The following is a 26956-nucleotide window of genomic DNA, read 5'->3' as shown; positions in this document are numbered from 1 at the left end:
CTCATTGTAATGTTGTCTCTTCACACTCATGGCGCCGGCACCTCTTCGATTTATTAGATTTATTATCTGCCTGAATCTAAGAGGTGTCCACTTTTTATTCTAAGTCCATTTTCGCGCTTATTTGTTCGAGGCTGTGCGATTAAGCGCGTTTACCGCGCTTACACAGTGCGGACGCGCAGGACGGTCAGCTGAGAAATCGATTTCTGACTTATCAGCCACTATCGACGAGCTTCGGCTCGCGGAATTTTTTAGGATGATTATTTCTTGACGAACACCCTACTCCCATTCTAATATTCAATTAATGAATTGAATATGAAAGGACGAACGATTATGGAATCTGTACCCATCGCAAATACTTCTGCAAAAGAATTTAAGAATGAACTGTTTCAACAATTAGCCCGGGTGGGGAAATGTCTATCAAGCGACAAGCGGCTTGAAGTCTTGAGCTTGCTTGCTCAGGGGCCTAAGTCAGTAGAAAAGATGGCTCAAGTCACGGAGATGAGTGTGGCTAATGTATCCCGCCATCTGCAGGTTTTGCTCGATGCCAGACTAGTGAAGTTCAGCAAGAAAGGTACATATGTCATCTATTCGTTGGCTGACCCTTCCATTGGCGCGTTTTTGTTTGCTTTGTGGCAGATAGGCGAGAGTCAACTTGCGGAGGTTGCGCGGATTAGACAGGAATTTTTACACGAGTACGAGGATATTCGGACGCTATCTTTGGAGGAAGCAAGGACGAAAATGGAAGCCGGAGAGATCATCTTACTCGATGTACGACCGAGAGACGAATATGAGGCCGGTCATCTCTCGGGGGCTATCTCCATACCGATGGAGGAGTTGGAACCTTTTCTTAACAATCTTCCTAGGCTCGTTGAAGTTGTGGTGTATTGCAGAGGCCCCTATTGCATCAGTTCAACACAGGCCGTTGCCAAGTTGCAGCGGGAGGGAATCACGGCATACAAGCTGGAGGGGGGAGAGCATGAATGGCTGAAGGAAGCGAATTGATTAGAGAATACTTTCATTCTCCTGAGAGACAGCAGCAGCTCTATCGGAGATCGCTTATGATCGTGATCATCGCCCAGCTATTCGGCGGAGCGGGGCTCGCGGCAGGGGTCACGGTCGGAGCGCTGCTTGCTCAGGGAATGCTCGGGACGGATAGCTTAGCAGGGGTCCCTTCGGCGCTATTGACGCTGGGCGCGGCCTCGTCGTCACTGTTTGTCGGAAGGCTGTCTCAACGCCTGGGCCGTCGGGTAGGCCTAACCGCGGGTTTTCTTGCTGGAGGGATCGGCGCGATTGGCGTCGTATTCGCAGCCATCGCTGATGACCTTCCGCTTTTGTTCGCTTCAATGCTGATCTATGGCGCCGGCACATCGACTAACTTGCAGGCGCGTTATGCGGGAACTGACTTAGCTCAGCCTAAGCAGCGTGCGAGAGCTGTCAGCCTAGCCATGGTATTCACGACGTTTGGTGCAGTTGCGGGTCCGAACCTGGTGGGGGTCATGGGACGATTCGCGACATCAATTGGCGCCCCTGCTCTGGCGGGTCCGTTTATGCTAGCGGCAGTCGCTTTTATCCTGGCGGGTCTGGTTATATGGGCATTTCTCCGCCCAGATCCGTATATCGTCTCTAAAGCTATCGCTGAAGCGCAACAAGCGAATCCATCTCAAGCGACGGTTAATGCGAATCCATTGGCGACAGCTTCCCGTAACCGGGGAATTATCGTTGGGACGACCGTAATGGTTTTGACGCAGGTCGTGATGGTCGCCATCATGACGATGACGCCGATCCATATGAAGCACCACGGACATGGGTTGAGCGCGGTCGGCATGGTGATCGGCATTCATGTCGCGGCGATGTTTCTGCCTTCCTTGATAACGGGGGTTCTCGTAGACAAGGTCGGGCGTACGTTCATGTCCTGCGCAGCAGGGTTCACGCTGTTGTTGGCGGGACTGCTTGCCGCATGGGCGCCGGCTGATTCGATAAGCTGGCTCATCGTCGCTCTGGCACTGCTTGGACTCGGCTGGAACTTCGGCCTGATCAGCGGCACCGCGCAGATCATCGATGCGACATCCCCGGGCACACGTGCCAAGACACAAGGAACCGTGGATGTCCTGGTATCATTGGCCGGTGCATCTGGCGGAGCATTGTCGGGCATGGTCGTTGCCAATTCCAGCTTTGCCATCCTCTCTCTGGCGGGTGGGTTCCTGTCTCTGCTGCTGATCCCGGTTATGATCTGGTTGCGCAGGGATCGGTCGATAGATCAAAACGAGAAGAGATTAACACAGTGATCTAGTGTTATAATCACGCTAGACTGACGGAGTTAGAAGGGTGATAGACATGAGTGTAATTCGTTTGGAGAACGTTACTAAGAAGTATGAGGAGTCCCTGATCTTTCGCGATATCTATTTTCGCGTGACCCAAGGAGAGCGTATCGGCCTAATCGGGCGGAACGGTGCCGGTAAGTCGACGGTTTTTAAGCTGATTATGGGTAAAGAAGAGCCAACGTCCGGGAAAGTGGAAATAGATCCGCAGGTTAAAGTGGGGTACTTCTCCCAATTCTCGGAAATGCGCGGAAGCCTGTCCGTTCAGCAAGAGCTGGAAATGTGCTTCGAGCAGGTTGTTCTTATTGAACGGGAGCTGCAGGAAGTTGGAGAAAAGCTGGGATTGGTCACCGAAGACAATGAAATGGATCGGCTGTTGACGCGACAGGCGGAGCTATTCGAACAAATGGAGCATTTGGATGGCTGGAACGTATCCGTCGAGATTAATACAGTTCTTACGAAACTGGGGTTCAACGAGAGATCGCGCCATCAACCTATCGATGAATTGTCCGGAGGGTGGAGAAACCGTGCCGCGCTCGCCAAGATGCTAATCGAGCTGCCCGATGTCGTCTTGCTCGACGAACCGACAAATTACTTGGATATGGAAGGTATAGCGTGGTTGGAGCAGTGGTTGTATCGCTTCAAAGGCGCTATGATTCTGGTGTCACATGACAGGCAATTTATTGACAAAGTAGTCACGCGAACGATCGAGATCGAGAACTATCATTTTCAGGAATATGAAGGGAATTACACCGACTATATCCGCAAAAAGAAGATGCGCAAGAAGGAATTGGACCGCCAGTTCGAGTGGGAGGAAGAGCTTCTTCTCATGGAGTCAGAAGCCATTGACAGCCGTGCAAGCAAGAAATCTTCAAAAGACCGTCTGTCCCGCCAATTGGCGGATAACAAAAAGCGGATAGAGCCGCACCCCGTAAATGTTCTAATCACTGATATTTATGAGAAACTGCGCTTTCCGGACAAGCTATGCGAAGTCAAGAAAATCGGGCAGACCTACGAAGATCGGCTGATCTTTCAGAACGTCAGCTTCGACATTCAGAAGGAAGACCGCTTAGTCATCGTTGGCCCCAACGGAAGCGGGAAGTCCACGCTCATTAAGGTGCTTACGGGTCAGGAGAAGCCAGAATCCGGCGAGGTAATCTGGGAGAAGGGCGTCAGCTACGCTTACTTCAACCGGATGTGGGAGGAGCTTAATCCTAAGGATACCGTTAGCCACGCGGTGAATACGTACGGTCTGGGATTGGATGCCCCGCGGAAAAAGGTGAACAAATTTCTAGCCATGCTGCAATTCTCGGAGATGGATCTAAGCAAGTTCATCGGCAACCTATCCGGCGGACAGAAGGCTCGGGTGGCGCTAGCGAAATGCCTTCTCTCCGGTGCCGCTGTCATCATATTGGATGAGCCAACCAACCATCTGGATTTAACGAGCATTCAGGTTATGGAGCAGGCGTTGATCCATTTTCCTGGCGCCGTTATTACGGTAAGCCATGATCGGTTCTTTATTGACAAAATCGGGACGAAAATGCTAACCTTCGACCCGGAATTGGGGATAAGCGAGCAGAATTTATAGGAAAGAGGCTTCTCAATTGGAGCTGGGTCGTAATGAGAAGAAAGACCGCGTCGGTCGCGGGTTTAAGGGTTGTAGCAGGTTGCGATGAGTAGCCTGCTATGGCCCTTTTTGGTTTCTTTGCAAACAAATCTAGTGGGTTGGCTCTTATTGATGTCCGCTCATAACTATCGTACAAACGTCCTGTTGTTCGTACGTTTCTTTTCACCAATGATAAGCTCTGCTAGCAACAAATTAGGTATCCAGGCAATCCATGCGATAACGATAAAAGAATCGTTGGTATCGGTCAATCCTAGAAATACTGCAGCCAGCGGGGTATATATCCGGAGTGTGATTGCCGCGCAACTGAGCGCATAATTACGTACCATCCAGCGGCCGTGGTCGGCCTTGTCGCGATCGACGATGATGCTCTTTAGACTGCGGAAAAGCGTGTAAAGCCATAGGACTGACAGCGATCCGAAGCCAAGTTGCGCGAACCAACCGCCATTCGCATAGAAAGCTAAGTACAAGCCGGTTAGGCCTGCGATTGTAATCATTGTGGAGTACATATAGCCGATCAAACGGTGAATGTTCGGAGCATGGTGGCGAAGCTTTTTGATAAACTGAAGCCAGCCAATTGCAAGTGCTACTCCAGCCGAGATGGCATGAGCCCAGAGGATGTTGTACCACAAATCTGGCAAACTGCCTTTTCCTGTAACGAACGACTGCTTATGGAGCTGATCTGGTGTTCCGTACATGACCAAAGCATAAGCTCCAATTGCCAAAGCAAAAAAAACCAATAGTCCAAATGCCCAAGCGCGAATCGTACTTCGTCGTACTCCCATTATTCATCCCTCGCATTCGGTCTTTTTTATCATTGAGTTGATTCTATCATCAAGGTGATCACCTTCAAAAGCGACTTCAGACGGAGTGAAGACCCCACCCAAGGTCGGGGATGGAGCTGCCGTAAAGCCTTTCTTAGGGGGCATTATACAAATTACTTTACCTTGACAAAATAACTTAACTTATGTTAATTTATTTACTAAAGTTAACTATGGTTACAGGAGATTACTCATGGATCGGTCAGCTATTTCTCTAAGGGAATTAAAAAAGGCTAGAACCAAAGTAGCATTGTATGAAGCCAGTTTGTCACTAATCGGAGACAGGATGTTTCGAGACATGATGCTTGACGATGTTTGCCGAAAAGCGGAAATATCCCGAGTTACGTTCTTTAAGTTTTTTCAGAAAAAGGAAGATTTGCTCGTTTATTTCATGCGTGTTTGGTTAACGGAACGTATCATTGAAATCGAGGCGGAGGGTAAACGCGGATTTTCGGTTATCCAGCATGTGCTCCATAAAGTGGCGGAAGAGGCCCAGGAAAGAGCGGGATTGATGCCAAGCTTGATATCTTTTCTGGCAGAAATGAACATGCATCCTTGCATGCCGGAATTGAGTGAAGCCGAGGTTCATTTGCTGTTTCCCGATCATGAGGAAGTTGGCGCGCAGACACCTGACATGTACAAACTTTTTCATCGTTGCATGACTGAGGCGGAGGCTGAAGGAAAGTTAAGAAAAGAATTTACGGTAGAAACAGCGGTTAAGGTTTTGTTTACGGTGTTTTACGGGGCATTTTTGACCGCTCAACTATATGGTTCCAAGGATATTAAGGGCTTTTATAACACCCATCTACAATTGCTTGAAAATAGGTAAAAGGAGCGATGAATTCATGAGTAAAGTGATTCCAGGCAGATTTACGGCGCAGATGGATGGTTCTTTCGTTGTTTTTATCATTGGGATGAGAGTGAACAAATTGTGGGCTCTACATAAGTGGCTCCCTGTGGCCAAGGCAATGAATCCGATGCTTCAAGAATTGTATCGCAACCCTGAATTAGGTTTTGTAGATGCCAGTTTTCATCTCTCTTGGCGAGGCGTAACCCTTATCCAGTATTGGAAATCGTTTGAGCAATTAGAACACTATGCTAGACATGGTGCAACCCATTTAGAAGCGTGGCGTAATTTTAATAAAAAGGTTGGAACGGACGGCGTTGTCGGGATCTACCATGAAACCTATCTGATTCCTGAAGGAAATTACGAATGTGTGTATAACAACATGCCTATCTCTGGACTTGCAAAAGCTGGACGTCACGTCCCCGCTGTCGGTAAACGAGAAACGGCAAGCAGAAGGCTTGGGCGGGATGGAGAGCCTGCCGTGCCAACGCCTTCTAATCCGGCATAAGTGATTGCAGCTGTGGATGAGTTAAGGTCGCGATCTCTCCAAATAGGTTGGACTTTAAGGATTGTGATAGCTGCCTTCAGGCAGGTTGTTGCAGTTCTTTTTGTCATGGAGGAAATGCTGGGGATATGCACAACGGATAGCAACGGTCGTAAGAACTGCACCAAGGAGCGCGGGCATTGGGAGCACCATGAGGCGATAAACAAAATTAGAACCTCAGACGATGGTTGGCTCTCAGTGAGCGAATCACTGGATGGGGAAATTCGTTTTAACGATCGGTATCCGAACACAACGACGGAGCTTTCCAAATTATTTGGGTTCTCGAGCTTCTCCTGCTTAGCATTTATGGCTATAAATCCGTCAGATCTTATATTCGAAGTCGAAATTCACATCGTAGAACATATGACTATTAGTTTACATCTCTATGTAACAAGTGGGTTCCGTACGAGGATAATCGGTTGCGAATCGTGATGAGAAAAGACCGCTAGCAATTATGGCGCACGGGTTTACGGGCTGTGACAGTTTGCCTTTGGGTAGGCTGCTGCAGCTTTTTTGTTTTATAAATGTCTTGAATTTCAAGACTTGCTGAATAGCAAAAGAACCCCATAAGAGGGGTTCAAAGAAGTGCTATTAAGCAGCTTGAGCATCGTCTAAACCTTCTTTTTCGGGCCAATTGGAAGGCCCTTTTTTAGCTCTAACTCCTCATTATGGATCATTCGATCTTGCTTGATGAAGAGGAACGGGATGAAAATACAGCCAATAATTAGGAGTGCACGGTTCAAGTTCCAACGTCTTTGCACAAAAGCGTGTACCGACGTTAAGATGTAAAGCACGAACATTACGCCGTGAAACATACCGCCGACAGAAACGAGTTGAGGCTGGTCCAAGAAGTATTTAAACGGCATGGCTATAAACAGTAGGAAAAGATAAGAAATACCTTCAATATAGCTTGTTAGACGCAAACGCCCTAAGGAAGAGGTTAGTATAATAATCGCTCCAATCTCGTTTTCAACGTTTGAATTCATTTATCAGGTCAGATCGAGCTCCAATACGACAGGACAATGATCGCTGCCCAATATATCGCAGTCAATTTGTGCATCAATGATTTTAGGACCAAGTCTCGTAGAAGCAAGGAAATAGTCGATTCTCCATCCCACATTCCGCGCTCTTACGCCTGGCATATTAGACCACCACGAATAGACATCAGTTCGATCTGGGTAGAGGTGGCGGAACGTATCAATAAACCCTGCATCCAACAATTCCGTCATTTTGCCGCGTTCCTGGGGGGTAAAGCCTGAATTATTGAGATTCCCTTTCGCATTCTTGATGTCAATTTCATGGTGGGCAACATTCAAATCGCCGCAAACGACAACAGGCTTTTGGGCGTCTAATTGCAAGAGGTAGCTGCGAAAGCGATCTTCCCACTCCACACGATAATCCAGCCTAGAGAGATCACGTTTTGCATTAGGGGTATAGACGGTCACGAGGTAGAAATTATCGAATTCCAACGTAAGTATCCGACCTTCCGGCTCTTCGTTCTCCTCCATACCATATCTCACCGAGAGGGGTTGCATTCTTGTGAAAACGGCGGTGCCGGAATACCCTTTTTTAACCGCATAATTCCAATATTGTGTATAGGCTTCGCCCAGTTCTAGGTTAATTTGCCCTTCCTGCAGCTTCGTCTCTTGAAGACAGAATATATCTGCCTCTTTTTGCCCGAAATAATCAATAAACCCTTTATTAACACATGCTCTCAACCCATTAACGTTCCAGGATACTAGTTTCATGTTCATCATTTCCCCTTGCTGCTTACAGTCATATATAGTTCAGTGTACCATAAGTTCATCCTTGTCTGCGAAGTATGAAGTTCTGGGGAACTTTACTACTCTCACTACCCATGCACACAACTCATACTCACAACTCATGCTCACAACTCATGCTCACAACTCATGCTCACAACTCATGCTCACAACTCACACTCACTACTCAGACTCACAACTCATGCACACTACTCAGACTCACAACTCATGCTCACAACTCATGCACACTACTCATGATCATAACTCATGCACACAACTCATGCTCACAACTCATACTCACAACTCATGCTCATAACTCATACTCACTACTTATACTCACAACTCATACTCACTACTTATACTCACAACTCATGCACACAACTCATACTCATAACTCATACTCACAACTCATACTCACTACTTATACTCACAACTCATGCACACAACTCATACTCATACTCATACTCTTACTCTTACTCATACCCATACCCATACCCATACCCATACTCATATCTACTCACTCTTACTTACTATTTTTACTTACAACTCTTACTATCTCAATTCATTTTCCACATCTCCTTCCATTCACTCTTCCACTTCCGCCATTGGATTAAATACAACAGGTATCTGGTCTCTACACGGAATCTTCCATTTGATTGGACGAAATCCACTCAAATGTTCAGAAATCGAGGTTTTGAGTCAAACTCAGACGTTTCCATTGGAAATCATCCAATGCAACAGCCCATCCCACTCTCAATATTGGAAAAACACTGTATTTAATCCAATGGGAATGAGGATTGTGATGAAAAATGAGGAGTTGAGGAATGAGGAAGGTGGGAGTGAGGACTGGAAAGAAGTTATGCATGAGGAAGTGAGGACGACTTACAACTATTACCAAGTCAATTCATCTCCCACATCTCCCTTCATTCGCCGCCTCCACATCCACCATTGGATTAAATACAACAGAAATCCAATCCCTAATCGGAATCTTCCATTTGATTGGACGAAATCCACTCAAATGTTCAGAAATCGAGGTTTTGAGTCAAACTCAGACGTTTCCATTGGAAATCATCCAATGCAACAGCCCATCCCACTCTCAATATTGGAAAAACGCTGTATTTAATCCAATGGGAATGAGGATTGTGATGAAAAATGAGGAGTTGAGGAATGAGGATCGTGGGAGTGGGGACTGGAATGAAGTTATGCATGAGGAAGTGAGGATGACTTACAACTATTACCAAGTCAATTCATCTCCCACATCTCCCTTCATTCGCTCCTCCACATCCGCCATTGGATAAAATACAACAGAAATCTGATCCCTACACGGAATCTTCCATTTGATTGGACGAAATCCACTCAAATGTTCAGAAATCGAGGTTTTAAGGCATCTACAGACGTTTCTATTGGAAATCATCCAATGCAACAGCCCATCCCACTCTCAATTTTGGAAAACCACTGTATTTAATCCAACGGGAATGAGGTTTGTGATGATGTAGTGTATGAGGAGTTGAGGAATGAAGGTGGGAATGAGGGTTGTGATAAATAAGTGTATGAGGAAGCGTGGAATGAAGATGGGAATGAGAATCGGAATAAAGATGTGTATGAAGAAGTGAGAAATCTAGATGTGTAAGAGAAAGTGGGGATATAGGTAGCTATGAGAAGCATTGAAATCAGAAGTCAAAAGTCAAAAGTCAAAAGTCAGGGAACGGGAGAGAAGGACGGCCATGAATTGCCAAGTCACCCCCCTACATGTGCTCCAAGGAACCCTCTTTCAGTTCATAAAAACGAATGTCCTTCCCTCTAGCGATAGGAGACAGACATCCCTTCTCCACCAGGGAGCGCAACCACTTGCGCGCTGTTCGAAAGTCGACGTCCATATGGTCGATGACATCCTTAGGGCGAATCCACCTGTTTAGCCTCCAAGCTAACCGCAGCACTTCTTTCTCCATGCTAGCGGCTAAAATAGCAGCCGAATTCGTTGTTCCATTTCGGATCATGCAAGGTCCGATAACCATTTGCAGGAGCATCCGGCATACCTCGGGACGATTCTGTATATCATCGAAGGAGAAATGCATCATTTTCCACCCCATAGCGGTTAGAAACGTTTCGCGATTCAGTGAATAACTAAACTTCTCGCGATCCATATCTTTGACATGACTCTGGAAACCGTCACATTCAATACCAAAACGACCAAAGGGTGTTATATAGGCGAAATCGATAAATTGGGATTTGCGATTCCAATCATAAATTTCATACTCCGGATGCAGGTGTTCGAGATGACCAAACAGCGGAAACCAGACATTCTGGAGAAAAAGCTTTTCTGCGTATAAATGTCCCCTAATGAGACGCCCCTTTCTTTCTCCGCTACGGAGAGCAGCATGACAGTCAACGAACGTTTGATGCATAAATTCAAAATTCAATAGCGAAAACCTCCCTTGAAAAAATAAAAAACGCCCTTCGCCAAAAGGCTAAAGGACGTTCTTCGTCTACAGTTATTATACCAAATAAGCATAATATAAGAAAATAGCATACCTAACTATCAGCTTTATTGATTTATTTTTTCGCTCGCCTGCGTGATATACTGTATTTATCCGATTAAGTTCATAGGTTTAATAATAGATGGGAAGGCGAGGTTTTCTTATGACGAAAATTTATAGCAATTTGACAGAGTTAATCGGTAATACGCCGCTGCTAGAGCTCTGGAATTATAATAATCGGCATGGACTTGATGCCAAAGTTGTCGCGAAGTTGGAGTATTTTAACCCGGCTGGCAGTGTAAAAGATCGTATCGGATTCGCTATGATTAAAGATGCTGAAAACTCAGGAAAGATCAATAAAGACACTGTCATTATTGAACCTACCAGCGGAAATACAGGAATCGCTCTTGCTTTTGCGGCAGCTGCACTAGGGTATCGGTTAATCATTATATTGCCTGATTCTTTTAGTATTGAACGTAGGAAATTATTAAAAGCCCTTGGTGCAGAACTCGTTCTCACGCCAGCCTCTGAAGGAATGTTAGGTGCAATTAAAAAAGCAGAGGAATTAGCTGCAAAAATGCCAAACTCATTTATACCGCAGCAATTTAGTAATCCAGCCAATCCGGAGATTCACAGAAGTACCACTGCCGAAGAAATATGGAATGATACAGACGGTAAAGTCGATATTTTCATCGCGGGAGTTGGTACGGGAGGGACGATCACAGGTGTAGGTGAGATACTGAAACGGAGAAATCCATCCGTCCAAGTGATAGCCGTCGAGCCAGCCGATTCACCCGTCTTGTCAGGTGGCAGTCGTGGCGTGCATCATATCCAGGGTATCGGTGCAGGGTTTGTTCCAGATAATTTCCATAGATCAATTGTAGATGAAATATTTATAGTAACCAATGAGGATGCTGTAACGACGGCCCGTGAACTGGCCAAAACGGAAGGTCTGCTGGTCGGCATTTCATCTGGCGCGGCAGCTTACGCAGCAAGAGAAATTGCTAAACGGCCTGAGAATAAAGGGAAGACCATTGTTGTTATTCTGCCAGATACCGGTGAGCGGTACTTGTCTACGAATCTATTTGATGAGTGAAAAGTTAAAACGCAAAAGAAAGGCCAGAAATCCGCGATGGATCTCTGGTCTTTCTGTGCTACACTCGGAGCTTGCTCTTAATGCGATACCGCCGCGAACGTTTCTTTATCTGTTTCTATCACGAGTTTCTCTTTACTCATAGCAAAAGCGGCAGCTAAAGCTAGTACTGCAGGGATAAGTCCCCACGCAAATGTGGCCACGATGGAGGAGGAGAGTCCTTCAGATATTTTCCCAAGCACTTGCTCCGGAATTTGAGTGCGAGTCGCCGGGTCAAGCAGAGCGTGCGGGTCCTTAAAGTCTAGACCCTGCGGCATCGCGGATTGACCACTCCCTGTAAAGGCATCCGATAAATGCCGGGTTAACGAATGGCTTTGAATAATGCCGAAAATGGTGATTCCGATCGTCATGCCGAGTGAGCGAAGGAAATTCAGTGTAGAGCTCGCTGCCCCTCGTTGACTGACAGGTACGGAATGTATAGCAGCGTTACTTAGCACAGAAAATGAAGCGCCAATTCCCAAGCCTACTAATATCATGTAGATAGTGATAAGCAAACGCGATGAATCTGGTGTCAACGTAATTAACAGTGCCATACCTGCCACAAGCAGAATGAGGGTGGAGATGAGGATGGCTCGATATGAAAATTTACTAATGAGGAAGCCCCCAGCGGTAGCTGTAACTACAGTGCCGAGCATCATAGGCAGAAGTACGAGGCCTGAGTTCGTTGCACTTCCTCCAAGAACACCTTGAATGAAGATCGGAATATAGACAGATGCCGTAATGAAGGCGGCTCCACTTAACATCGCGATCGCATTGCTTGCCGAATAGAGGCGATCCCGGAACATCCGGAAGGAGATAATTGGTTCCTCTGCCCGCGTCTCCACATAGAGGAAAATAACCGTGAGAAGCGCAAATCCAGTGAATAAGCTAATGATCTGAACGGAGTTCCACGCGAATTGTTTACCGCCAAGCTCCATGGCGAACATTAGGCAGACGATGGCACCTACAAGCGAGAATGCACCGGCCCAGTCGATACGTTGTTTAGCATGCTGGAGGGATTCCTTATAGAAGATGGCAATCATCAGGAAAGCAATCAGTCCAAGTGGTAAGTTGATATAGAAAATCCATTCCCATTTAATATAGTCCGTCATGTAAGCGCCTAGGAGTGGCCCGAAGATGCTGGACATACCGAAAACTGCTCCAAACAATCCCATTAGCTTGCCTCTGCTTTCCGGCTTAACCGCATCGAACATGATTGTGAAAGCGATGGGTACCAAAGCACCGCCGCCAATGCCTTGTATGGCCCGGTACAAGCTTAACTGGACGATCGAAGTGGCTGTTCCACAAAGGGCGGATCCAAGCATAAACACCAAGATACCAAAGATGAAAAAGCGTTTGCGCCCATACATATCCGATAATTTACCGAAAATCGGCATCCCTGCCATTTCAGCGACCATGTAAGCCGAAGTGACCCAAACGAATTTATCGAGTCCTCCAAGGTCTGCGATAATGGAGCCCATAGCTGTCGCAACGATGGTATTGTCCATCGAAGCCATTAGAATGGCTAGCAGTAATCCAGCTAAAACAATGCCGGTTTGATTGGTTGATTTCGTCATGTGATCATTTCCCTTCTTCAATCATTAATTTGTATAAACCGATTATAAACAAACAACCCTGACAAGAGTCTGTCAGGGTTGAAACCGTGTGAGGAAAAGAATGTTCGCTAGAAGTTGTCTATGAAATCGTCTTATGCTCCGGAAAAAATATTCGGTAAAGTAATATATGAATAGATTGTATAAATAAATAGATTGGTATGGAATAAGTGAGCTGATACCCATGTTTGTAATGAAAAATACCAACGAGTACGCTAAGCCACTCGACACCTATGCCCATAGACGTCCAGAGTAAGATGTAGGGTATCGTGTAAAAACCACGAACACCCCATTTTTTGTAAAAATAAATAAATATATAACCAAATGGTGCATACATCGTATAGGAGAAAATATCAAACAGCTGATAACGGGATTCGTCACCTACATCGTACAAATCAAAAGGTGGGACAGCGATGGTGTGATCAAACATGAGACCAAAAACGACCCCAATCAATAAATTAAACAAGCTCTGAGTTAAGGTGAACTTTTTTGGCAATATCCAAATCGCAAGGGTCCCTACGACAATCATCGCAATGACGAACCATTCATTTCCGTTAAATCGATTATCGTAAATGGTTATGTCGTTCATAGAGTCCTCTCCATTTGCATTAGATGAATTAATAAGCGGCCAAACCAATAAGTTATAATCATTAGTGAGATGATTAGTAGGCAATCATAGAAGATATTCCATCTCTCATAGGTAAATACACCATGGAATCTTAGGAATTGGCCTGTGCCCAAGAGAAAAGAGAATGTATACAGAGAAATGCCTATTTTTGTACTGCGTTTCAAAGTAGTCAGATAGACGTTAGCAAAAGTGAGGAGTGTTATTGAAAAGGTGAAGTCCCTATGTAAAATCATCGAAAGGAATTCAGGAACCTTTTTGCTGAGTTGGAAAACGCCTATAGTGTCACTTAAGATCGTTAATTTGTTAATGTCCACGATGGCTAAGAGCATGTAAAGCAGCACGTTCGTAATGACAGACAACTTATTGGGTAGGAAGGCAAATATATGGATACTAAACCAAACAAAAAGCAAGCAAATGACGAGTATCAAGGCAGGGCTCCTTTGCGACAAAATAATCGAGTAGTGTAAAAAAGATGCAAATAAGTATCGTCTCCTATTTTTACCTTTATTGAGTTGTTTAAACCTCTCTCTTAGGAGGGGACTGCTGACCTCTAGTAAAAAAAGATTGCCTCGTACCCGGCCTTTCTGGTCAGATGGTTGGCAATCTTTTTTAGTTCGGACAAAATCCCGGAGTCTGGGCGTATAACTGCTGCGTGAAGCGGGGATCCAGCTTGGCAAGTTCAGAAAAATAGTTGCTAATCGCATGGTTAGCGGAGACGGAGCCTCCTTGAAAAGTTAATTCGACTCCCTTTTTCACATGAATATAATGGTAAACCTTATCCGTTCGAGGAGATCTATAAATGAAGGGAGGAAGTAACGGGACGATGTCGTTGGTATTATAAATACGGTAGTGAGGCCCTGTCCTGCGGTTGAAAAGACTAGCGAATGCCTGATTTCCAACACGCGGTGAAGCATAAGTATACACGGAGGGATTTTTGAATTTCGTGTTTGTGGAAATATCGGCGGCGCATAAAGCAGCGAGGGCTCCTCCCAAACTATGCCCTGTAATGTACAGCGTTTTCTCCGTGGAAAGTTTGTTTAGAGCAGTCACAATCGATTTGCGGGCTGAACGGTAGATGTCGAGAAATCCTTGGTGTACGAGGCACTGCTCTTTTGTGTAAGGAAACTGGATTTGCCTGGCAATAGCATCGGAGATCCAATCGGATGTCGTATGCGTTCCTCGAAATACGATGACAATTTGTCCGTCGGATTCGGCAATAAAGCCGAACAACTCTTTTTCACTCAGGATGGAAGTCGCCTTGAAGGAAGAAACCATCCGGTAATTGTGTGGCATAATAACGCTTTCGGGACCATTTTGAAATTGGCCATAGCTTTGGCTGCACATAGCTGCTAGAAAGATAGCCGTCTGTGTATCTAATGTGTTGCTGAGCATAAGTCCATTCCTCCATACACACAGGATGCCGTTCTCCTATATATATGAAAATAGTGGACACCTGTCCTCCGACAATCGCCTATTTTCTAGGAGACTTTCAGCAGGCTGATCCTATCAGGTATAATAGGCGAAGGAAGGTGGGGATACATGTGTTAAAACGCTTTTTTTCGTATTATCGGCCCTATAAGCACTTATTTATTTTGGATTTTACCTGTGCGGTCGTGGCTGGGCTCCTAGAATTGGGTTTCCCGCTTGCTGTCAATCAGGTCGTCGATAAATTGCTTCCTGCCGGGAATTGGAAATGGATTCTTTGGGCTTGCGCGGGTTTGCTTGCTGTCTATGGACTCAACACAGTACTAAATTTCATAGTCACGTATTGGGGGCATAAGCTGGGGATTAATATCGAGACGGATATGCGGAAAAAGATGTTCGATCATCTGCAGAAGCTCTCATTTCGGTTCTATGACAATAACAAAACGGGGCAATTGATGTCCCGTATGGCAAACGATCTGCTTGAGATTGGTGAAGTTGCGCATCATGGTCCAGAGGACTTGTTCATTGCGGTAATGACGCTGATCGGTGCACTCCTGCTTATGCTTCATATTAATATGAACTTAGCGCTCTTAACCTTCGTTATCGTCCCATTCTTGCTATGGATAGCGGTGTATTTTAATCAAAAAATGACGAAGACGTTCCGTCGAATGATGGGCGACCTTGCCGATATTAATGCAAGAGTCGAAGACAATATCGGTGGGATTCGTGTCGTTCAAGCTTTTGCGAATGAGTCCTACGAGAAGAAGCTGTTTGAGGATAACAATGGACGGTTCCGGTTGACGAAGCTGCTTTCCTATAAAATCATGGCGTGGAACGTTTCGCTGAGTTACATTTTGATGCGTCTGGTAACAGTTTTTGTCCTTATATGCGGCACATGGTTCGTGATAGATAAGCAGATTTCCTATGGAGAGTTTATTGCTTTCGTACTCTTAACGAACGTTTTTCTGGGTCCCATTCAGAAAATTAATAATGTCATTGAAAGCTATCCGAAGGGAATTGCCGGCTTTAAACGGTATGTTGAAGTCATTGATACGGAGCCTGAGGTAGCTGATCTGCCGAATGCAGTGAAGGTTAGTCATCTAGATGGTCAAATTACCTTCGACTCGGTGTCATTCGGCTACGGGGATGAAGCCCGAGTATTGAATGATATCAGCTTATCTATTCGAGCTGGGGAAACCGTTGCTTTCGTAGGTCCATCGGGTGCCGGGAAGACTACGATCTGTAGCTTGCTGCCTCGATTCTACGATGTGAGTGCGGGCAGCATTTCCATTGATGGCCACGATATTCGCAGCATCCAGCTGGAGTCGCTGCGCCGTCAGATCGGCATCGTGCAGCAGGATGTGTTCCTGTTCTCCGGCACTTTGCGGGAGAACATCGCTTACGGCAAGCTAGGCGCGACGGACGAGGAGATCTGGGAAGCTGCGCGGCGCGCGCAGCTGGCGGGTTACATCCAGTCGCAGCCGAAGGGACTGGATACGGTCGTCGGCGAGCGCGGCGTTAAGCTGTCCGGTGGCCAGAAGCAGCGTCTTGCTATCGCGCGGATGTTTCTGAAGAACCCGCCGATTCTCATCCTCGATGAGGCGACGTCGGCGCTCGACACGGAGACAGAGGCGGCGATTCAGCAGTCGCTGGCTGAGCTGTCGCGTGGCCGCACGACGCTAGTCATTGCCCACCGGCTGGCGACGATCAAGAATGCCGATCGTATCGTCGTCGTGACGGAGCAAGGCATTACCGAGCAGGGCGGACACGAGGAACTCATCGCTGTAGGCGGTGTGTATAGTCGCCTGCATCAAGCGCAGTATAGTTCTTAAACAGGGTTGCAGCAAGCTAGCTTAGGATAGCTTGCTGCAGCCTCTTTTTATTCCCAAAGATAGGATAGAACTTCCAAATGAATCGTGATAAACTATGAAAATAGTTATCTACCAACGGTGAATAATAGAACGAGGTGATGATAGTTGAAGTCGATATTTCGGTGGATATTGCTTGGGTTATTTACACTCGTGTGCATCTTCTTTCTGAGCAACATCCGGAACGCTTTTTTATCTACGCAGCCGGATCAGATTCGGGTTGCCATAGGTCCAGATACGAGCATCCAGAAAATAAGTGAGCAGCTGCCCGGCAGCCAAGTTCTAAATGAAAAGACAGGCTTATTGTCTGTTCCTTATGGGAAGTCATGGGACTATATCGGAAAGACAGTATCGATCAAAGGCATATTTCGTGCGACCACTGTGCCTCTAGAGCATCCCATTATTTCCTGGCGTTATTACGGCTATTCGCTGAAAGACCAAATCAAAGGTTTCGCTCAAGGTGATTTTGGTAAATTCCGCAGTCCTTTCAATAGGAAAGAGGTGGCTGTTCTTGGGGAGCTCCCCAACATGCTTCTTCGCACATGCACTTATTTCATTCCTGGTTTACTGCTCGCGATTGCGCTTAGTGTGCTATTTGCAATGACAGCATCCATATTCCGCCGATTAGGTGCCTTGATGGATGGTGCACATGCCTTGCTTGTTGGCTTACCTGATTTTTTCTTAATCGTTCTCATACAATTGGGGGCGGTCTATGCGACGAAATATTTGGGGCACTTTGTGCTGCTTATTGTTCAAGTCGGTGATAAGACGCCGTTCCTCATCCCATTTCTCACGATCGCACTGATTCCCTCAGTCACCATCTACGGCACCCTTCGCATCGCGATCGCGCGTGAGCTTGGACAGGATTATGTCGTCACCGCGCTAGCCAAAGGGTTAACTCGCAGAGAGGTGCTCGTCTCTCATGTAATGCGAAATGTAATGGCTGATTTGCTGGCGATCTTACCCAAAGCGACCACACTGGCACTCGCCAGTATGGCTGTTGCGGAGGCCATCTGCGGAATCTCCGGTTTGGGAGGCTTTATCGTCTCCCCAGCTTTACAGAGTGTCTCCTCCATGTCGGCTATCTGTATGGCACTTGCGCTAGTTGCTATGGCTTTTCATGTGTTCTATGCATGGCTGCGCAAAAAGTTTATCGTTCGGACAGGGGAGGTGGTTTGACGATGTTGAAACGCTCATCAACGGCTTACTACTGTTCGATTGCACTCATCGTGCTCATCCTGCTTGTGATGATATTCGGCACTTGGCTGATGCCCCATGGGATTTCACCGGATGATAAGATTAATATGCTCCAATATCAAGAGGACGGTAAAACGAGATACAGCATTCCGCCATACGCACCTAACAGTACCTTCCTGCTGGGCACTGATCATAGGGGCTTTGATGTGCTGAGTTTATTGCTGAATGGGTTGAAATATACACTGGGCACGGCGCTAGCGTTAACCTTGTTTCGCTTTGTTTTTGCCCTCCCATGGGGATTGTGGAGCGGGACCACGGGCAAAGGATGGGGCATTCTTCGCTCTATGCAGTGGGTTGTTTCCTCAATGCCTGCGTTTGTATTCTTGTTCCCGCCTATAGCCGGCATGTACTTTGGGCTGCGGCTTGATCAGGGGCTGAAGGCCGACCCGCATTACCAGCTGCTGTTCACGGTTACTTTTGTTAGTCTAGTCACATTCATTGGGGTATTCCCATTAGCCCATCAGGTGGCAGATCGGACACGTTATTATAATGAACGACTATTTATTGAAGCATCACGTTTAATGGGCGGTTCTGTCTACCATCGAACGATGCGACATTTGGTTCCCTGTATGAGAAATGAAATGTTGTTCATCTTCCTTAGCGAATTCATGCAGGTGCTCTTCTTGTTAGGGCAGTTGGCTGTTTTTAACATTGTACTTGGAGGTATTGAGACAATTGGTGATAGTGATGCTGGGTATTCCATAGCCATCACCACATCGGGCGAATGGTTATCGCTAATCGCCTATGGCTCAAGGTACATTCGACTGCATCCATGGATTATTCTGAGTGCAGGCACCAGCTTCGCAGGACTTCTTCTGGCACTGCAGTTTTTCTTGAATCAGCTCAAACGCCGCTATGGCAGTGAACGTCAATTCATGTGAGACAAAAAAGGTCGGCGTTCCATCCTGAGGATGGGCTCCGACCTTTTTCCATATGAATTATCGTCTTAATGAGCTGAGTTGGATGTCCAATCTAGCTGCTACGCCTGCAGGCGCAGCATCACTACGAGGTCCACCGAAGTTAAAAGCGATGATGACGATGTCATTACGACCCTGTCTCAAGAAGCGACGTACGTTGAAGGTACGACCAGTGTTGTAGAATGGAGGGGTATTCTGTGGTGCATCATAGACCACTGGCACACCATTAATGATCACAACAGCATAATTGTCAACCGATAGGAAGAGGGATGCGGCGAGAATGGATCTCCGCTGCGAGAGCGAGAATCGTGTCGAAATGACGGCATTCTCAGCGCTCAGATTGCCGGAGTACCACACATAGTTGGCGTTAGTCACCGGTATCCATGCTGGGTTACGAGGAATGATCTGGGCGTTGAACCAAGAGTTATCGGTTCCGATCGAGATTGTACGCTGGCTGAGGAAGCGGCCTGCCCCTAATCTGTTGTGTTTCTTCAATTGCGCATGGTACATCAGCAGGGCTTTCGTTTTTGGTAAGCCTGAACATCTAGGTAGTCTAACAATTTTGGTTGGTCTGCCTGCGATACGTTGTTTCTTAATCATTTAACCATCTCCTATCAAGTTATAAATATACTTACGAAGTATTCTATGTTTGATAGAGAGATTTGCGTGGGTTACTAGCTGATACAGTCCTAAAAAAGGTAGCCCTAATTTCCGCATGCCGAAAACGTAAATTAAATGTCACTATAACATATAATATATGTTAAAATAATGAAAAAACTTGAGGGGGGATACCTAGCATGGATGACAAAAATGACAAAACCAAAAGACTCTCTGTTTACTTACCGGAGAAAGTAAAGTCGGATCTGGAGAAAATGGCCGATGAAACAGGTTTGTCGATGACACAGCTAATTGTGATGGCCACGCATGGCTTGCTAGCTAACTACTCCGCACAGGGTGGCGCTATTTTCGCTGATTTATTGGCAGCCAGACAACGAATTCTCCACGAAGTGAAGGATAAGCATCAGCTTTTAAACGAAGATAAAGTGAAAATGCAAGAATACTACGGCGCCCGAGCAGAGGAGTATGAACGGATTTATCACCGAGAGGACGCCCAGTTCCAACAAGAGCTCAGTCTTTTGAGCGAAGTGGTGAAGAAGCAAGTGGAGGGTCGCAACGTTCTTGAGGTAGCCTGTGGTACGGGGTATTGGACCGAAATTGCTGGGAGTAAAGCTAATCACATCGTAGGTGTGGATATTCGTCCTGAAGTGCTGCAAATTGCTAAGTCAAAGCCTTGGCCAGCTTCCAATGCAGCATTTGTACAGGGAGATGCGTACCACCTCTCCGAAGTGACAGGGGTTTTCAACTTTGGTCTTGCCAATTTCTGGTTTTCGCATATTCCGAAGAATCGGATCGAGTCATTTCTGCAGAGTTTCCATCAACGTCTAGGCACAGGGGCCCGCGTCTTTATCGCCGATAATGTTTACGTACCCGGAAGAGGCGGAGAGCTGATAACGAATGAACATAGCGAGGATACCTACAAAAGACGTGAGCTGGCTGACGGATCCATGCATGAAATTATCAAAAACTACTACTCGTATGATGAACTGATTGACATTTTTAAGCCTATATCTCAACATTTGCGAATATTTGTGGGAAGCAGCTTTTGGTATGTCAGCTACACAGTTACTTAATCGTGTAGATAGTTTATTGGCAGCAATTAATCACGATATCCATTAGACCAACAAAAAAAGCTTAGTCATGGCAGCCCGCGGCTGCTTTCTGACTAAGTTTTTTCCATATGAAATTCAACATCGCCAATCTAATTATTTATTACTTTCGTTTTCGTTTTGTCGTCTTTTCATTACGTTATTCACTAAATTTTGAGTTGCATCTTGCGTGGATGCAGTTACGTTTTCAATGGCGTTCTGTACATAATTCGTTGCAGATTGCACCCCGTTTTTAAAGATACTCGTTTTGTTTAGATTAACGTTATTTGTATTGTCAGACATCGTTTATACCTCCAATGATAGATTACCTCTTGATCTCATCGTTTTTCATAATCGCGTTTAACTTCTACTCAGCGTCCATATCAGCGGCAGCATCAAAGACGTTTGCCTTCGGCACCTGAGTTATATCTTCCTTTTGCTGCACCCAGTAACCGACGTTACGATACCAGTACTGAAACGAATCGTCCAATTGCTGCTCTCGGTTACGATCCTCGTTAACATCGGAGTCAACTTCTATCTCCTCTCCGAGAAGCCCGCTATTACGATTCTGTTTTCGATTGATATCATCCGATGTATTCATGTTGAATTTCCCTCCTAAACATTCTTATCCTGTTGATCTGACTCAGCAGTTACGTTAGTTCAAATCTGAACCTTACATCATACCGCCCCTCCATCCTTGTATGGATTAATCTGCATTGATAGGGTCCGATTTATTCAAAAAAGCACGGTATAATATCCTGTGAATTGTCATCTCAAAGAGTGAGAATGATGGAACCTTATTTGTTCAAAGGGGGAACAACCGAAATGGGGGTAACATTCACTGCTTCTGTTATGAAAGCACAGGGAAAAAACGCCATTGGAATATGACGCAGTTTTCGGAGTCCCTAATGCCCGGAAGTAAATTTAAGGCCGAGAACGCCAACTAAGATCAGAATCATGAATAAGATCCTTAGTAAACTAATGGGCTCATCGAGAAAAAGGGTGCCGATAATAATTGCACCAACAGCGCCAATTCCAGTCCAAGCCGCGTATGCTGTGCCGATGGGGAGAGTTTTCGTTGCTGCCGCTAGAAAATAGAAACTTACAATCATCCCTGCGATCGTGACGCTGGAAGGAACTAAGCGTGTAAAACCATTAGAAAATTTCAATGAGATCGCCCATACTACCTCAAATACACCTGCAATAACGAGATATAACCATGCCATGATGAATCACTCCTCTTGAATTTGTTATACGTTCCTATTTAGTCGCAAAAAAAGGAAAAAGCCTGGAAGTTATATCGCTAAAGCGATATGACTCCCGGGCTTTTTCCCCTCCGTGACCACAGCGTATTCGCTGAGTGTTTCCCCTCGGACCAGTCTGGCGATGAACGCCACGGAACCCTAGAAAACAATATGCCGCTATTATAGAACGGCTAACATACGATGTCAAGTTACAAGGTTAGTAAATGAATAAAAGCCCTGAAAGCTGCTCTTTCGAGCGGAGCTTGTCCGGGCTTTATTCATGAATCGTGCAAGAAATTACTTGGATTCAGCAGTTAATTGGTTGTAGATATCATCCCACAAAACACGTCGGGCCGATACATACCGCTTCGCGTAATAAGATTGGCTAAGTTTGTTTTTCACGATACCTTCATTGGATGCAGAGTGAATGAATTCACCATCTCCAAGGTAGATACCTACGTGAGAAATACCTTTGCCGCCGCTTGTGTCAAAGAACACAAGATCACCTTTGCGAAGATCTTTTTTGTCAATCCAGTAGCCTTCTTTATTCTGAGATGCTGAGCTATGCGGAAGGTCAATGCCGAATTTGTCGAAAACGTATGCGGTGAAACCAGAGCAATCAAAGCCTCTTGTTGTCGTTCCCGCATCTCTGTACGGAATTCCGAGCAATCCGTCAACCGTTTCATCCAAAGTGGATTGTGACGCAGACACACTTCCTAAACCTACACTCAAAAACAAAACAAGACTAAAAACAAGAGCAACAATCTTTCTCAACTGCTTGTCTCCTTCCGGTGCCTACGAGGTTAGCTGGAGGGTTCGGTTGAAGGTTCCCTATGATCCCTGTCTTGCAAGATCAATTCACCCGGTGTGGTTCCCCCGTTTCCCCAAGAAATGAGGAATTCGGCATGAAATATTTGGTTTTTTGATGCTAGTCCTTGTAATTCGTCATAAACATCGAAATTCCTCCTTTTCTATGCGATTTGCCTTAAAAATATGTAAAATATTTCGGAAAACGCAAAAAAAAGCCCCTTTTGCAAGGGGATGAAACAAGATGAGCTAATTTCAGCTTATTTTATTGTTTTTAACCGTCCATTTTGGCAGATAGAAGCTGATATTGGGAAGTTATGGCCCACATTTGAAAGAAAATGTGGAAAAGCGGAAAGAGCTGATAAATGATTAGCGCTACCAGACCTGCCCATAGGTAAGTTGCTGTGACAGTGACCCCTGCCAATAGTCCCGAGGCGAGCAGGAGGATAAGCGCAAGCCCGATAATAGGAAGCAAACTGCGAACGAATGTGATGACGGTGGACAAAATGCCAAGTTTGGCAGCAATCGCGAATTGCACGTACATAAAAAGAAGATGTATGAGAAAGCCGTAGACGAGCATGCCCAGCAACCAAGGCAGCAATTGAAGAGCTGCTTGCTCATACGAAGCGGTATGTGCGAATTGCCTCTGCGCTTTTGGAAACAGCCATATGAGCGGCAGCAAGGAGAGTGAGATTCGAACGACATATGCAATTAGGAATGGGAGCATGAGCTCCTTGATGCCTCGGAAAAAGCGATAGCCGGCATTTTGCTGGGAATGGGTCAGCGAATAGTAGACGCCGCTATTCAACATTGGGGTGAGCACCATGCGAATAACAAGTAGAGCAGCCAGCCACCAAAGGTAGGAATGGCTAAGATCGGTTTTGACCAGTTGGAACTGTCCTTCAGCTAGAAATAGCTGCAGCGCTTGCTTCGGCTGCTCGCCACCTGGATAGCGGTGCATGAGAGGGACGAGAACACCCTGTACAAGCTTATACAGCAGGATGCCCCAGCCCATCTGATACAGGAACAAGACGATCGTGGCGAAAGGTTGCCGTAAAGCCGCCCTGAAGCCAGACTTGATATAAGTTGCCACAGTTGTCCCTCCTAAGAGTTTTCCGTAGGAAAACTTACTTCGTAAGCATTACCTGAGTTTTGCTTTAGCAAAACTGGCATCGTAAGCATAACCTGAGTTTTCCGTAGGAAAACTTACTTCGTAAGCATAGGATAAGCCTAGCCGCTTACCAGGCGACCCAGCCGAAAATGGCTTGCAGGAATTGAATGAGACCGAGATTCCAACGGATTTTCCACTTCGTATCGACTTGCGTTTGCATAAAATTGTTAATGTGTTTATTTTCCAGCACGAGCGAGTAATTAGGATCAATTCGAACCCAGTCTACAGGAGTCTTGTGGGTTAATTTGAATTCAATACTGCTTTCTTTTCCATCCCATGTTTTATCCAACACTGTGCCGTCAGAGAAATGGAATTGGATCGGCACTTCGGGTGAATTGCCGCCTCGTTTGGAGATGAGTACGGCACTTTCGTAGGACTCTGCCCCTTTGCTGCCCACGGATTTGACGCGAATGCTCTCCACGGTGTAATCCATCATCATGGCGCCGTATACATATTGGTTGAAGAAATCATCCCACTTCGTTTTGGTCACTTCTTCGACAACGTTCTGGAAGTCCTTCGTAGAAGGATGTTTAAATTCCCAACGTAGGAAGTAAGTGCGCATAATTTTATCCATCGTTTTGGTGCCAACCTGCTTCTCAATGGCTTTAAGTACGAGCTTGCCTCGTGTGTACACATTCTCGGCGTATTGATCATGTCCCGCATAAGCCCACGAGTTCTGATTCAGGGTGTGTGGAGATGTAATAAAGCTTGATTCGACAGGTAAATTAGGGGACACCCCGTACTCCGATTCCATGACCTTGTCCTCCGCATAGGAGGTAAAGCCCTCATCCAGCCAAGCTTCTTCGAATTCATTGCTAGCTACCATTCCATAGAAGAACTGATGCCCAATCTCATGAACAACGACACGTTCTAGCTCTAGATCAGGTTTCTTGTCGCTAGCATCCCACGACGTTACCAAAGTCGGATATTCCATACCGCCTACACCGTTGCCTCCTGGGGGAGGTACGACAATCGAAAGGGTCGAATAGGGGTACGGTCCGTACCATTGGCTGTAGCGGGAAAGTGCCTTTTTGGCGGCGTACATATAGCGGTCCTTCAAGTCCTGATGATTGGGATCGAGATAGAGCTTGATCTTGACCCCGGGTATTTGTGCGGTCGAGTAGGGTTCTTCCACATAAACGAAATGAGGCGAAGCCGACCAAGCAAAGTCATGCACATCATCGGCATAAAATTGGTACGTCTTCATCCCGTTGTCGGTCACTGCAGGCTTAACCGGGAAACCGGTAGCTGCTACGATGTAGTTCGCTGGCACTTGAATTTTCACGTCATACATCCCGAAATCGGCATAAAATTCCGAATTTCCATGGTACTGGTGGAGATTCCACCCCGGCTCTGTACGTCCTCTTGTACCAACTCGCTCATAGGCAGCAACTTTAGGGAACCATTGACCGGCCATGACGAAGTCATCCACATAGCCCATTCTTGCGAAGGCGGCAGGCAGCTTGACGAGAAATTCCGTCTTGATTGTGACTTGCTCCCCAGCCCCTACTGGTTTTGGCAGCGGGATTTTGAGCAGCGTATGATCGTCCTTATTGCCGTCATCGGGCTGTACGAACGCCATGCGCATACTGAGATCCTCTCCATCAACCGTTTTCACAGAAATCAATTTCATGCTGCCACTGCTGTCTGCCTTGGCTTCATCTTCTCGCAGCTTACCGCCTGATTCACGCATAAACGTCGATTTCTTTGAGTCAAATGCATTGGGATACAGATGGAGGTAAAGCTCTTGCACAGGAACGGTTCCTGGATTTTCCCAAGTCAACGTTTGCTGCCCATTGAGCTGCCTCGTTTCGGGCGTGTAAGCAACGCTCATGTGATACTCCGCAATACGATAGCTAAGCGCTGTTGGTGCTTGCTTCTCTAATGACTTGCCGCTATCAGCAGGCTGCATGTCCGGCGCCGGAGCAGACTTTTCATCCTTAGAGACGACTGGAACGGCTAATTTACTTGCAGATGGGAGCAAATTTTCAGACAGCAGGACAGCGCCTGCTGCAAGGAGCATGACAACGAACCATTGAACCTTGCGGTTTTTGAATAGAACACTCATGATATCCACCCCGCCTAAACAAGCATCTACAGCATGTATATGTAGACAACCTAGGGAATATTTCTGAGCTTGGAAAAGAATTGTTAGAAGAGGGGGAACGAAGCGGCTCATCAATGAGTCTATAAGGTATAAGGGGTGTGGAATCGATGATTAAATTCAGAAAAGTGATCGTTGTTTTGGGCTGCTTCGTTGGGTTGATTGTTCTCATGACTGTGCTTTCTCAATTTTCTTGGTTTCCTAAAGCGGTTAAGGTACAATCTCCGGAACAGCTTACGTCGGCTGCGGAGCTTGATAAGGCCAAGGTAAGCCCCCTTTTTCAAAGTGGCAGCTTTCATTTGCAAGGTGAGAAAGGAAAGATCGGCCTCCTGAGCCCAGGTGGTTATAAGGTCAATACGCCTAACAAGTATATGTGGCACATATGGAAGCAAGGCGAGTCTCTGCAAGGGAAGAAATTCCGCGTTGAAGCCGTAAGTGTTGCAACCGGAGAGAAACGGCAGGTTCTACTGCAGGATAATGCTCTAGTCGGGGAAATGAATTGGCCGGGAGCGGTACCGATGAATGGGGCTGATGCTGGTTTCCCTGTACTGATGAGGTTTGATGACGCGGGGGTTTGGCGTTTGAATGCTTCTATAGATGAAAGGGCTGTAGGCAGTATCACGGTGGAAGTGAAGTAGCAGAAGCTGCAAACATCAACCGACTCCCACACTAACAGTAACCAGCCCTTGTTCT

26 protein-coding genes and 2 riboswitches are annotated in these 26956 nt (G+C 46.2%); of the genes, 12 read left to right on the top strand and 14 right to left on the bottom strand.

Features of this window, described 5'->3' with window-relative positions; translation table 11 throughout:
* Window positions 1–330: 330 nt before the first annotated feature.
* The 3 genes from AC58U0_RS34755 to AC58U0_RS34745 are packed head-to-tail and all read left to right on the top strand — an operon-like array spanning window position 331 to window position 3906.
* Complete coding sequence (locus AC58U0_RS34755; protein WP_497383272.1) at window positions 331–1002, top strand: ArsR/SmtB family transcription factor; 672 nt, start codon at window positions 331–333, stop codon at window positions 1000–1002.
* Window positions 981–2285 carry an MFS transporter gene (locus tag AC58U0_RS34750; RefSeq protein WP_497383271.1) on the top strand — a complete coding sequence of 435 codons (1305 nt, stop codon included), beginning with the start codon at window positions 981–983 and terminating at the stop codon, window positions 2283–2285. Before AC58U0_RS34755 ends, AC58U0_RS34750 begins: the two co-directional genes overlap by 22 nt.
* Before the next feature lie 49 nt (window positions 2286–2334).
* Complete coding sequence (locus AC58U0_RS34745; RefSeq protein ID WP_497383270.1) at window positions 2335–3906, top strand: ABC-F family ATP-binding cassette domain-containing protein; 1572 nt, start codon at window positions 2335–2337, stop codon at window positions 3904–3906.
* Between the two features lie 164 nt (window positions 3907–4070).
* Here AC58U0_RS34745 and AC58U0_RS34740 read toward each other — a convergent pair whose 3' ends face one another.
* A complete protein-coding gene (locus AC58U0_RS34740) occupies window positions 4071–4727 on the bottom strand; it encodes a DUF2306 domain-containing protein (RefSeq protein WP_497383269.1) in 657 nt (218 codons plus the stop codon).
* Between the two features lie 229 nt (window positions 4728–4956).
* On the opposite strand from AC58U0_RS34740, the gene AC58U0_RS34735 reads away from it, so the two are divergent.
* The 3 genes from AC58U0_RS34735 (at window position 4957) to AC58U0_RS34725 (ending at window position 6586) form a co-directional block, all read left to right on the top strand.
* Window positions 4957–5592: a TetR/AcrR family transcriptional regulator gene (locus tag AC58U0_RS34735; RefSeq protein ID WP_497383268.1), complete on the top strand. Its 636-nt coding sequence runs from the start codon at window positions 4957–4959 to the stop codon at window positions 5590–5592.
* A gap of 16 nt (window positions 5593–5608) precedes the next feature.
* Window positions 5609–6118, top strand: coding sequence for a DUF4188 domain-containing protein (locus tag AC58U0_RS34730; RefSeq protein ID WP_497383267.1), 510 nt, complete (start codon window positions 5609–5611; stop codon window positions 6116–6118).
* A 105-nt stretch (window positions 6119–6223) separates the two neighbouring features.
* Window positions 6224–6586, top strand: coding sequence for a hypothetical protein (locus AC58U0_RS34725; protein ID WP_497383266.1), 363 nt, complete (start codon window positions 6224–6226; stop codon window positions 6584–6586).
* 179 nt (window positions 6587–6765) lie between these two features.
* Here AC58U0_RS34725 and AC58U0_RS34720 read toward each other — a convergent pair whose 3' ends face one another.
* The 3 genes from AC58U0_RS34720 to AC58U0_RS34710 all read right to left on the bottom strand — a co-directional run bounded on the left by AC58U0_RS34720 (window position 6766) and on the right by AC58U0_RS34710 (window position 10334).
* On the bottom strand, window positions 6766–7140 hold the full coding sequence (locus AC58U0_RS34720) for a DUF3817 domain-containing protein (RefSeq protein WP_497383264.1): 375 nt from the start codon (window positions 7138–7140) through the stop codon (window positions 6766–6768).
* A 3-nt stretch (window positions 7141–7143) separates the two neighbouring features.
* Window positions 7144–7902, bottom strand: coding sequence for an exodeoxyribonuclease III (locus AC58U0_RS34715; RefSeq protein WP_497383263.1), 759 nt, complete (start codon window positions 7900–7902; stop codon window positions 7144–7146).
* Between the two features lie 1757 nt (window positions 7903–9659).
* A complete protein-coding gene (locus AC58U0_RS34710) occupies window positions 9660–10334 on the bottom strand; it encodes a putative endonuclease domain-containing protein (protein ID WP_497383261.1) in 675 nt (224 codons plus the stop codon).
* 220 nt (window positions 10335–10554) lie between these two features.
* Here AC58U0_RS34710 and cysK point away from each other — a divergent pair, with 220 nt between their 5' ends.
* The gene (gene cysK, locus AC58U0_RS34705) at window positions 10555–11487 is read left to right on the top strand and encodes a cysteine synthase A (protein ID WP_497383260.1); all 933 of its coding nucleotides are present in this window, start codon (window positions 10555–10557) and stop codon (window positions 11485–11487) included.
* A gap of 77 nt (window positions 11488–11564) precedes the next feature.
* On the opposite strand, the gene AC58U0_RS34700 is transcribed toward cysK, so the two are convergent.
* The 3 genes from AC58U0_RS34700 to AC58U0_RS34690 form a co-directional block, all read right to left on the bottom strand.
* Window positions 11565–13100, bottom strand: a complete 1536-nt coding sequence (locus AC58U0_RS34700; protein WP_497383259.1) for an MDR family MFS transporter — start codon at window positions 13098–13100, stop codon at window positions 11565–11567.
* Window positions 13101–13218: 118 nt separating this feature from the next.
* Window positions 13219–13725, bottom strand: coding sequence for a hypothetical protein (locus AC58U0_RS34695; RefSeq protein ID WP_497383257.1), 507 nt, complete (start codon window positions 13723–13725; stop codon window positions 13219–13221).
* 648 nt (window positions 13726–14373) lie between these two features.
* A complete protein-coding gene (locus AC58U0_RS34690) occupies window positions 14374–15156 on the bottom strand; it encodes a lipase family protein (protein ID WP_497383255.1) in 783 nt (260 codons plus the stop codon).
* Between the two features lie 149 nt (window positions 15157–15305).
* Between AC58U0_RS34690 and AC58U0_RS34685 the strand changes: the two genes are divergently transcribed.
* From AC58U0_RS34685 to AC58U0_RS34675, 3 genes are all read left to right on the top strand, one after another.
* Window positions 15306–17021 carry an ABC transporter ATP-binding protein gene (locus AC58U0_RS34685; RefSeq protein ID WP_497383254.1) on the top strand — a complete coding sequence of 572 codons (1716 nt, stop codon included), beginning with the start codon at window positions 15306–15308 and terminating at the stop codon, window positions 17019–17021.
* Window positions 17022–17165: 144 nt separating this feature from the next.
* A complete protein-coding gene (locus AC58U0_RS34680; RefSeq protein WP_497383253.1) occupies window positions 17166–18236 on the top strand; it encodes an ABC transporter permease subunit in 1071 nt (356 codons plus the stop codon).
* Window positions 18237–18238: 2 nt separating this feature from the next.
* A complete protein-coding gene (locus AC58U0_RS34675) occupies window positions 18239–19195 on the top strand; it encodes a hypothetical protein (protein WP_497383252.1) in 957 nt (318 codons plus the stop codon).
* Window positions 19196–19252: 57 nt separating this feature from the next.
* On the opposite strand, the gene AC58U0_RS34670 is transcribed toward AC58U0_RS34675, so the two are convergent.
* A complete protein-coding gene (locus tag AC58U0_RS34670) occupies window positions 19253–19831 on the bottom strand; it encodes a hypothetical protein (RefSeq protein ID WP_497383251.1) in 579 nt (192 codons plus the stop codon).
* Between the two features lie 197 nt (window positions 19832–20028).
* On the opposite strand from AC58U0_RS34670, the gene AC58U0_RS34665 reads away from it, so the two are divergent.
* A complete protein-coding gene (locus AC58U0_RS34665) occupies window positions 20029–20922 on the top strand; it encodes a methyltransferase domain-containing protein (protein ID WP_497383250.1) in 894 nt (297 codons plus the stop codon).
* A gap of 132 nt (window positions 20923–21054) precedes the next feature.
* Here the strand turns inward: AC58U0_RS34665 and AC58U0_RS34660 are convergent, their stop codons facing one another.
* The 6 genes from AC58U0_RS34660 to AC58U0_RS34635 all read right to left on the bottom strand — a co-directional run bounded on the left by AC58U0_RS34660 (window position 21055) and on the right by AC58U0_RS34635 (window position 26227).
* Window positions 21055–21240 carry a hypothetical protein gene (locus tag AC58U0_RS34660; protein WP_497383249.1) on the bottom strand — a complete coding sequence of 62 codons (186 nt, stop codon included), beginning with the start codon at window positions 21238–21240 and terminating at the stop codon, window positions 21055–21057.
* Window positions 21241–21304: 64 nt separating this feature from the next.
* Window positions 21305–21538: a hypothetical protein gene (locus tag AC58U0_RS34655; RefSeq protein ID WP_497383248.1), complete on the bottom strand. Its 234-nt coding sequence runs from the start codon at window positions 21536–21538 to the stop codon at window positions 21305–21307.
* A gap of 304 nt (window positions 21539–21842) precedes the next feature.
* Window positions 21843–22163 (bottom strand): DMT family transporter, encoded by a 321-nt coding sequence (locus tag AC58U0_RS34650; protein ID WP_057304472.1) that lies wholly within the window; start codon window positions 22161–22163, stop codon window positions 21843–21845.
* An 89-nt stretch (window positions 22164–22252) separates the two neighbouring features.
* Window positions 22253–22355, bottom strand: a riboswitch (guanidine-I (ykkC/yxkD leader).
* A gap of 123 nt (window positions 22356–22478) precedes the next feature.
* Entirely contained in the window at window positions 22479–22955 is a 477-nt protein-coding gene (locus AC58U0_RS34645; protein ID WP_047682778.1) for a C40 family peptidase, read from the bottom strand.
* A 3-nt stretch (window positions 22956–22958) separates the two neighbouring features.
* Window positions 22959–23097: riboswitch (cyclic di-AMP (ydaO/yuaA leader) on the bottom strand.
* 165 nt (window positions 23098–23262) lie between these two features.
* Window positions 23263–24081, bottom strand: coding sequence for a hypothetical protein (locus AC58U0_RS34640; RefSeq protein WP_497383247.1), 819 nt, complete (start codon window positions 24079–24081; stop codon window positions 23263–23265).
* 145 nt (window positions 24082–24226) lie between these two features.
* Window positions 24227–26227: a M1 family metallopeptidase gene (locus AC58U0_RS34635; RefSeq protein WP_497383246.1), complete on the bottom strand. Its 2001-nt coding sequence runs from the start codon at window positions 26225–26227 to the stop codon at window positions 24227–24229.
* 146 nt (window positions 26228–26373) lie between these two features.
* Here AC58U0_RS34635 and AC58U0_RS34630 point away from each other — a divergent pair, with 146 nt between their 5' ends.
* Entirely contained in the window at window positions 26374–26901 is a 528-nt protein-coding gene (locus AC58U0_RS34630) for a DUF4871 domain-containing protein (protein WP_497383245.1), read from the top strand.
* Window positions 26902–26956: the final 55 nt, after the last annotated feature.

The organism is Paenibacillus sp. J31P190, from assembly GCF_059692075.1.
This window is presented reverse-complemented; position numbering and strand designations above follow the sequence as displayed.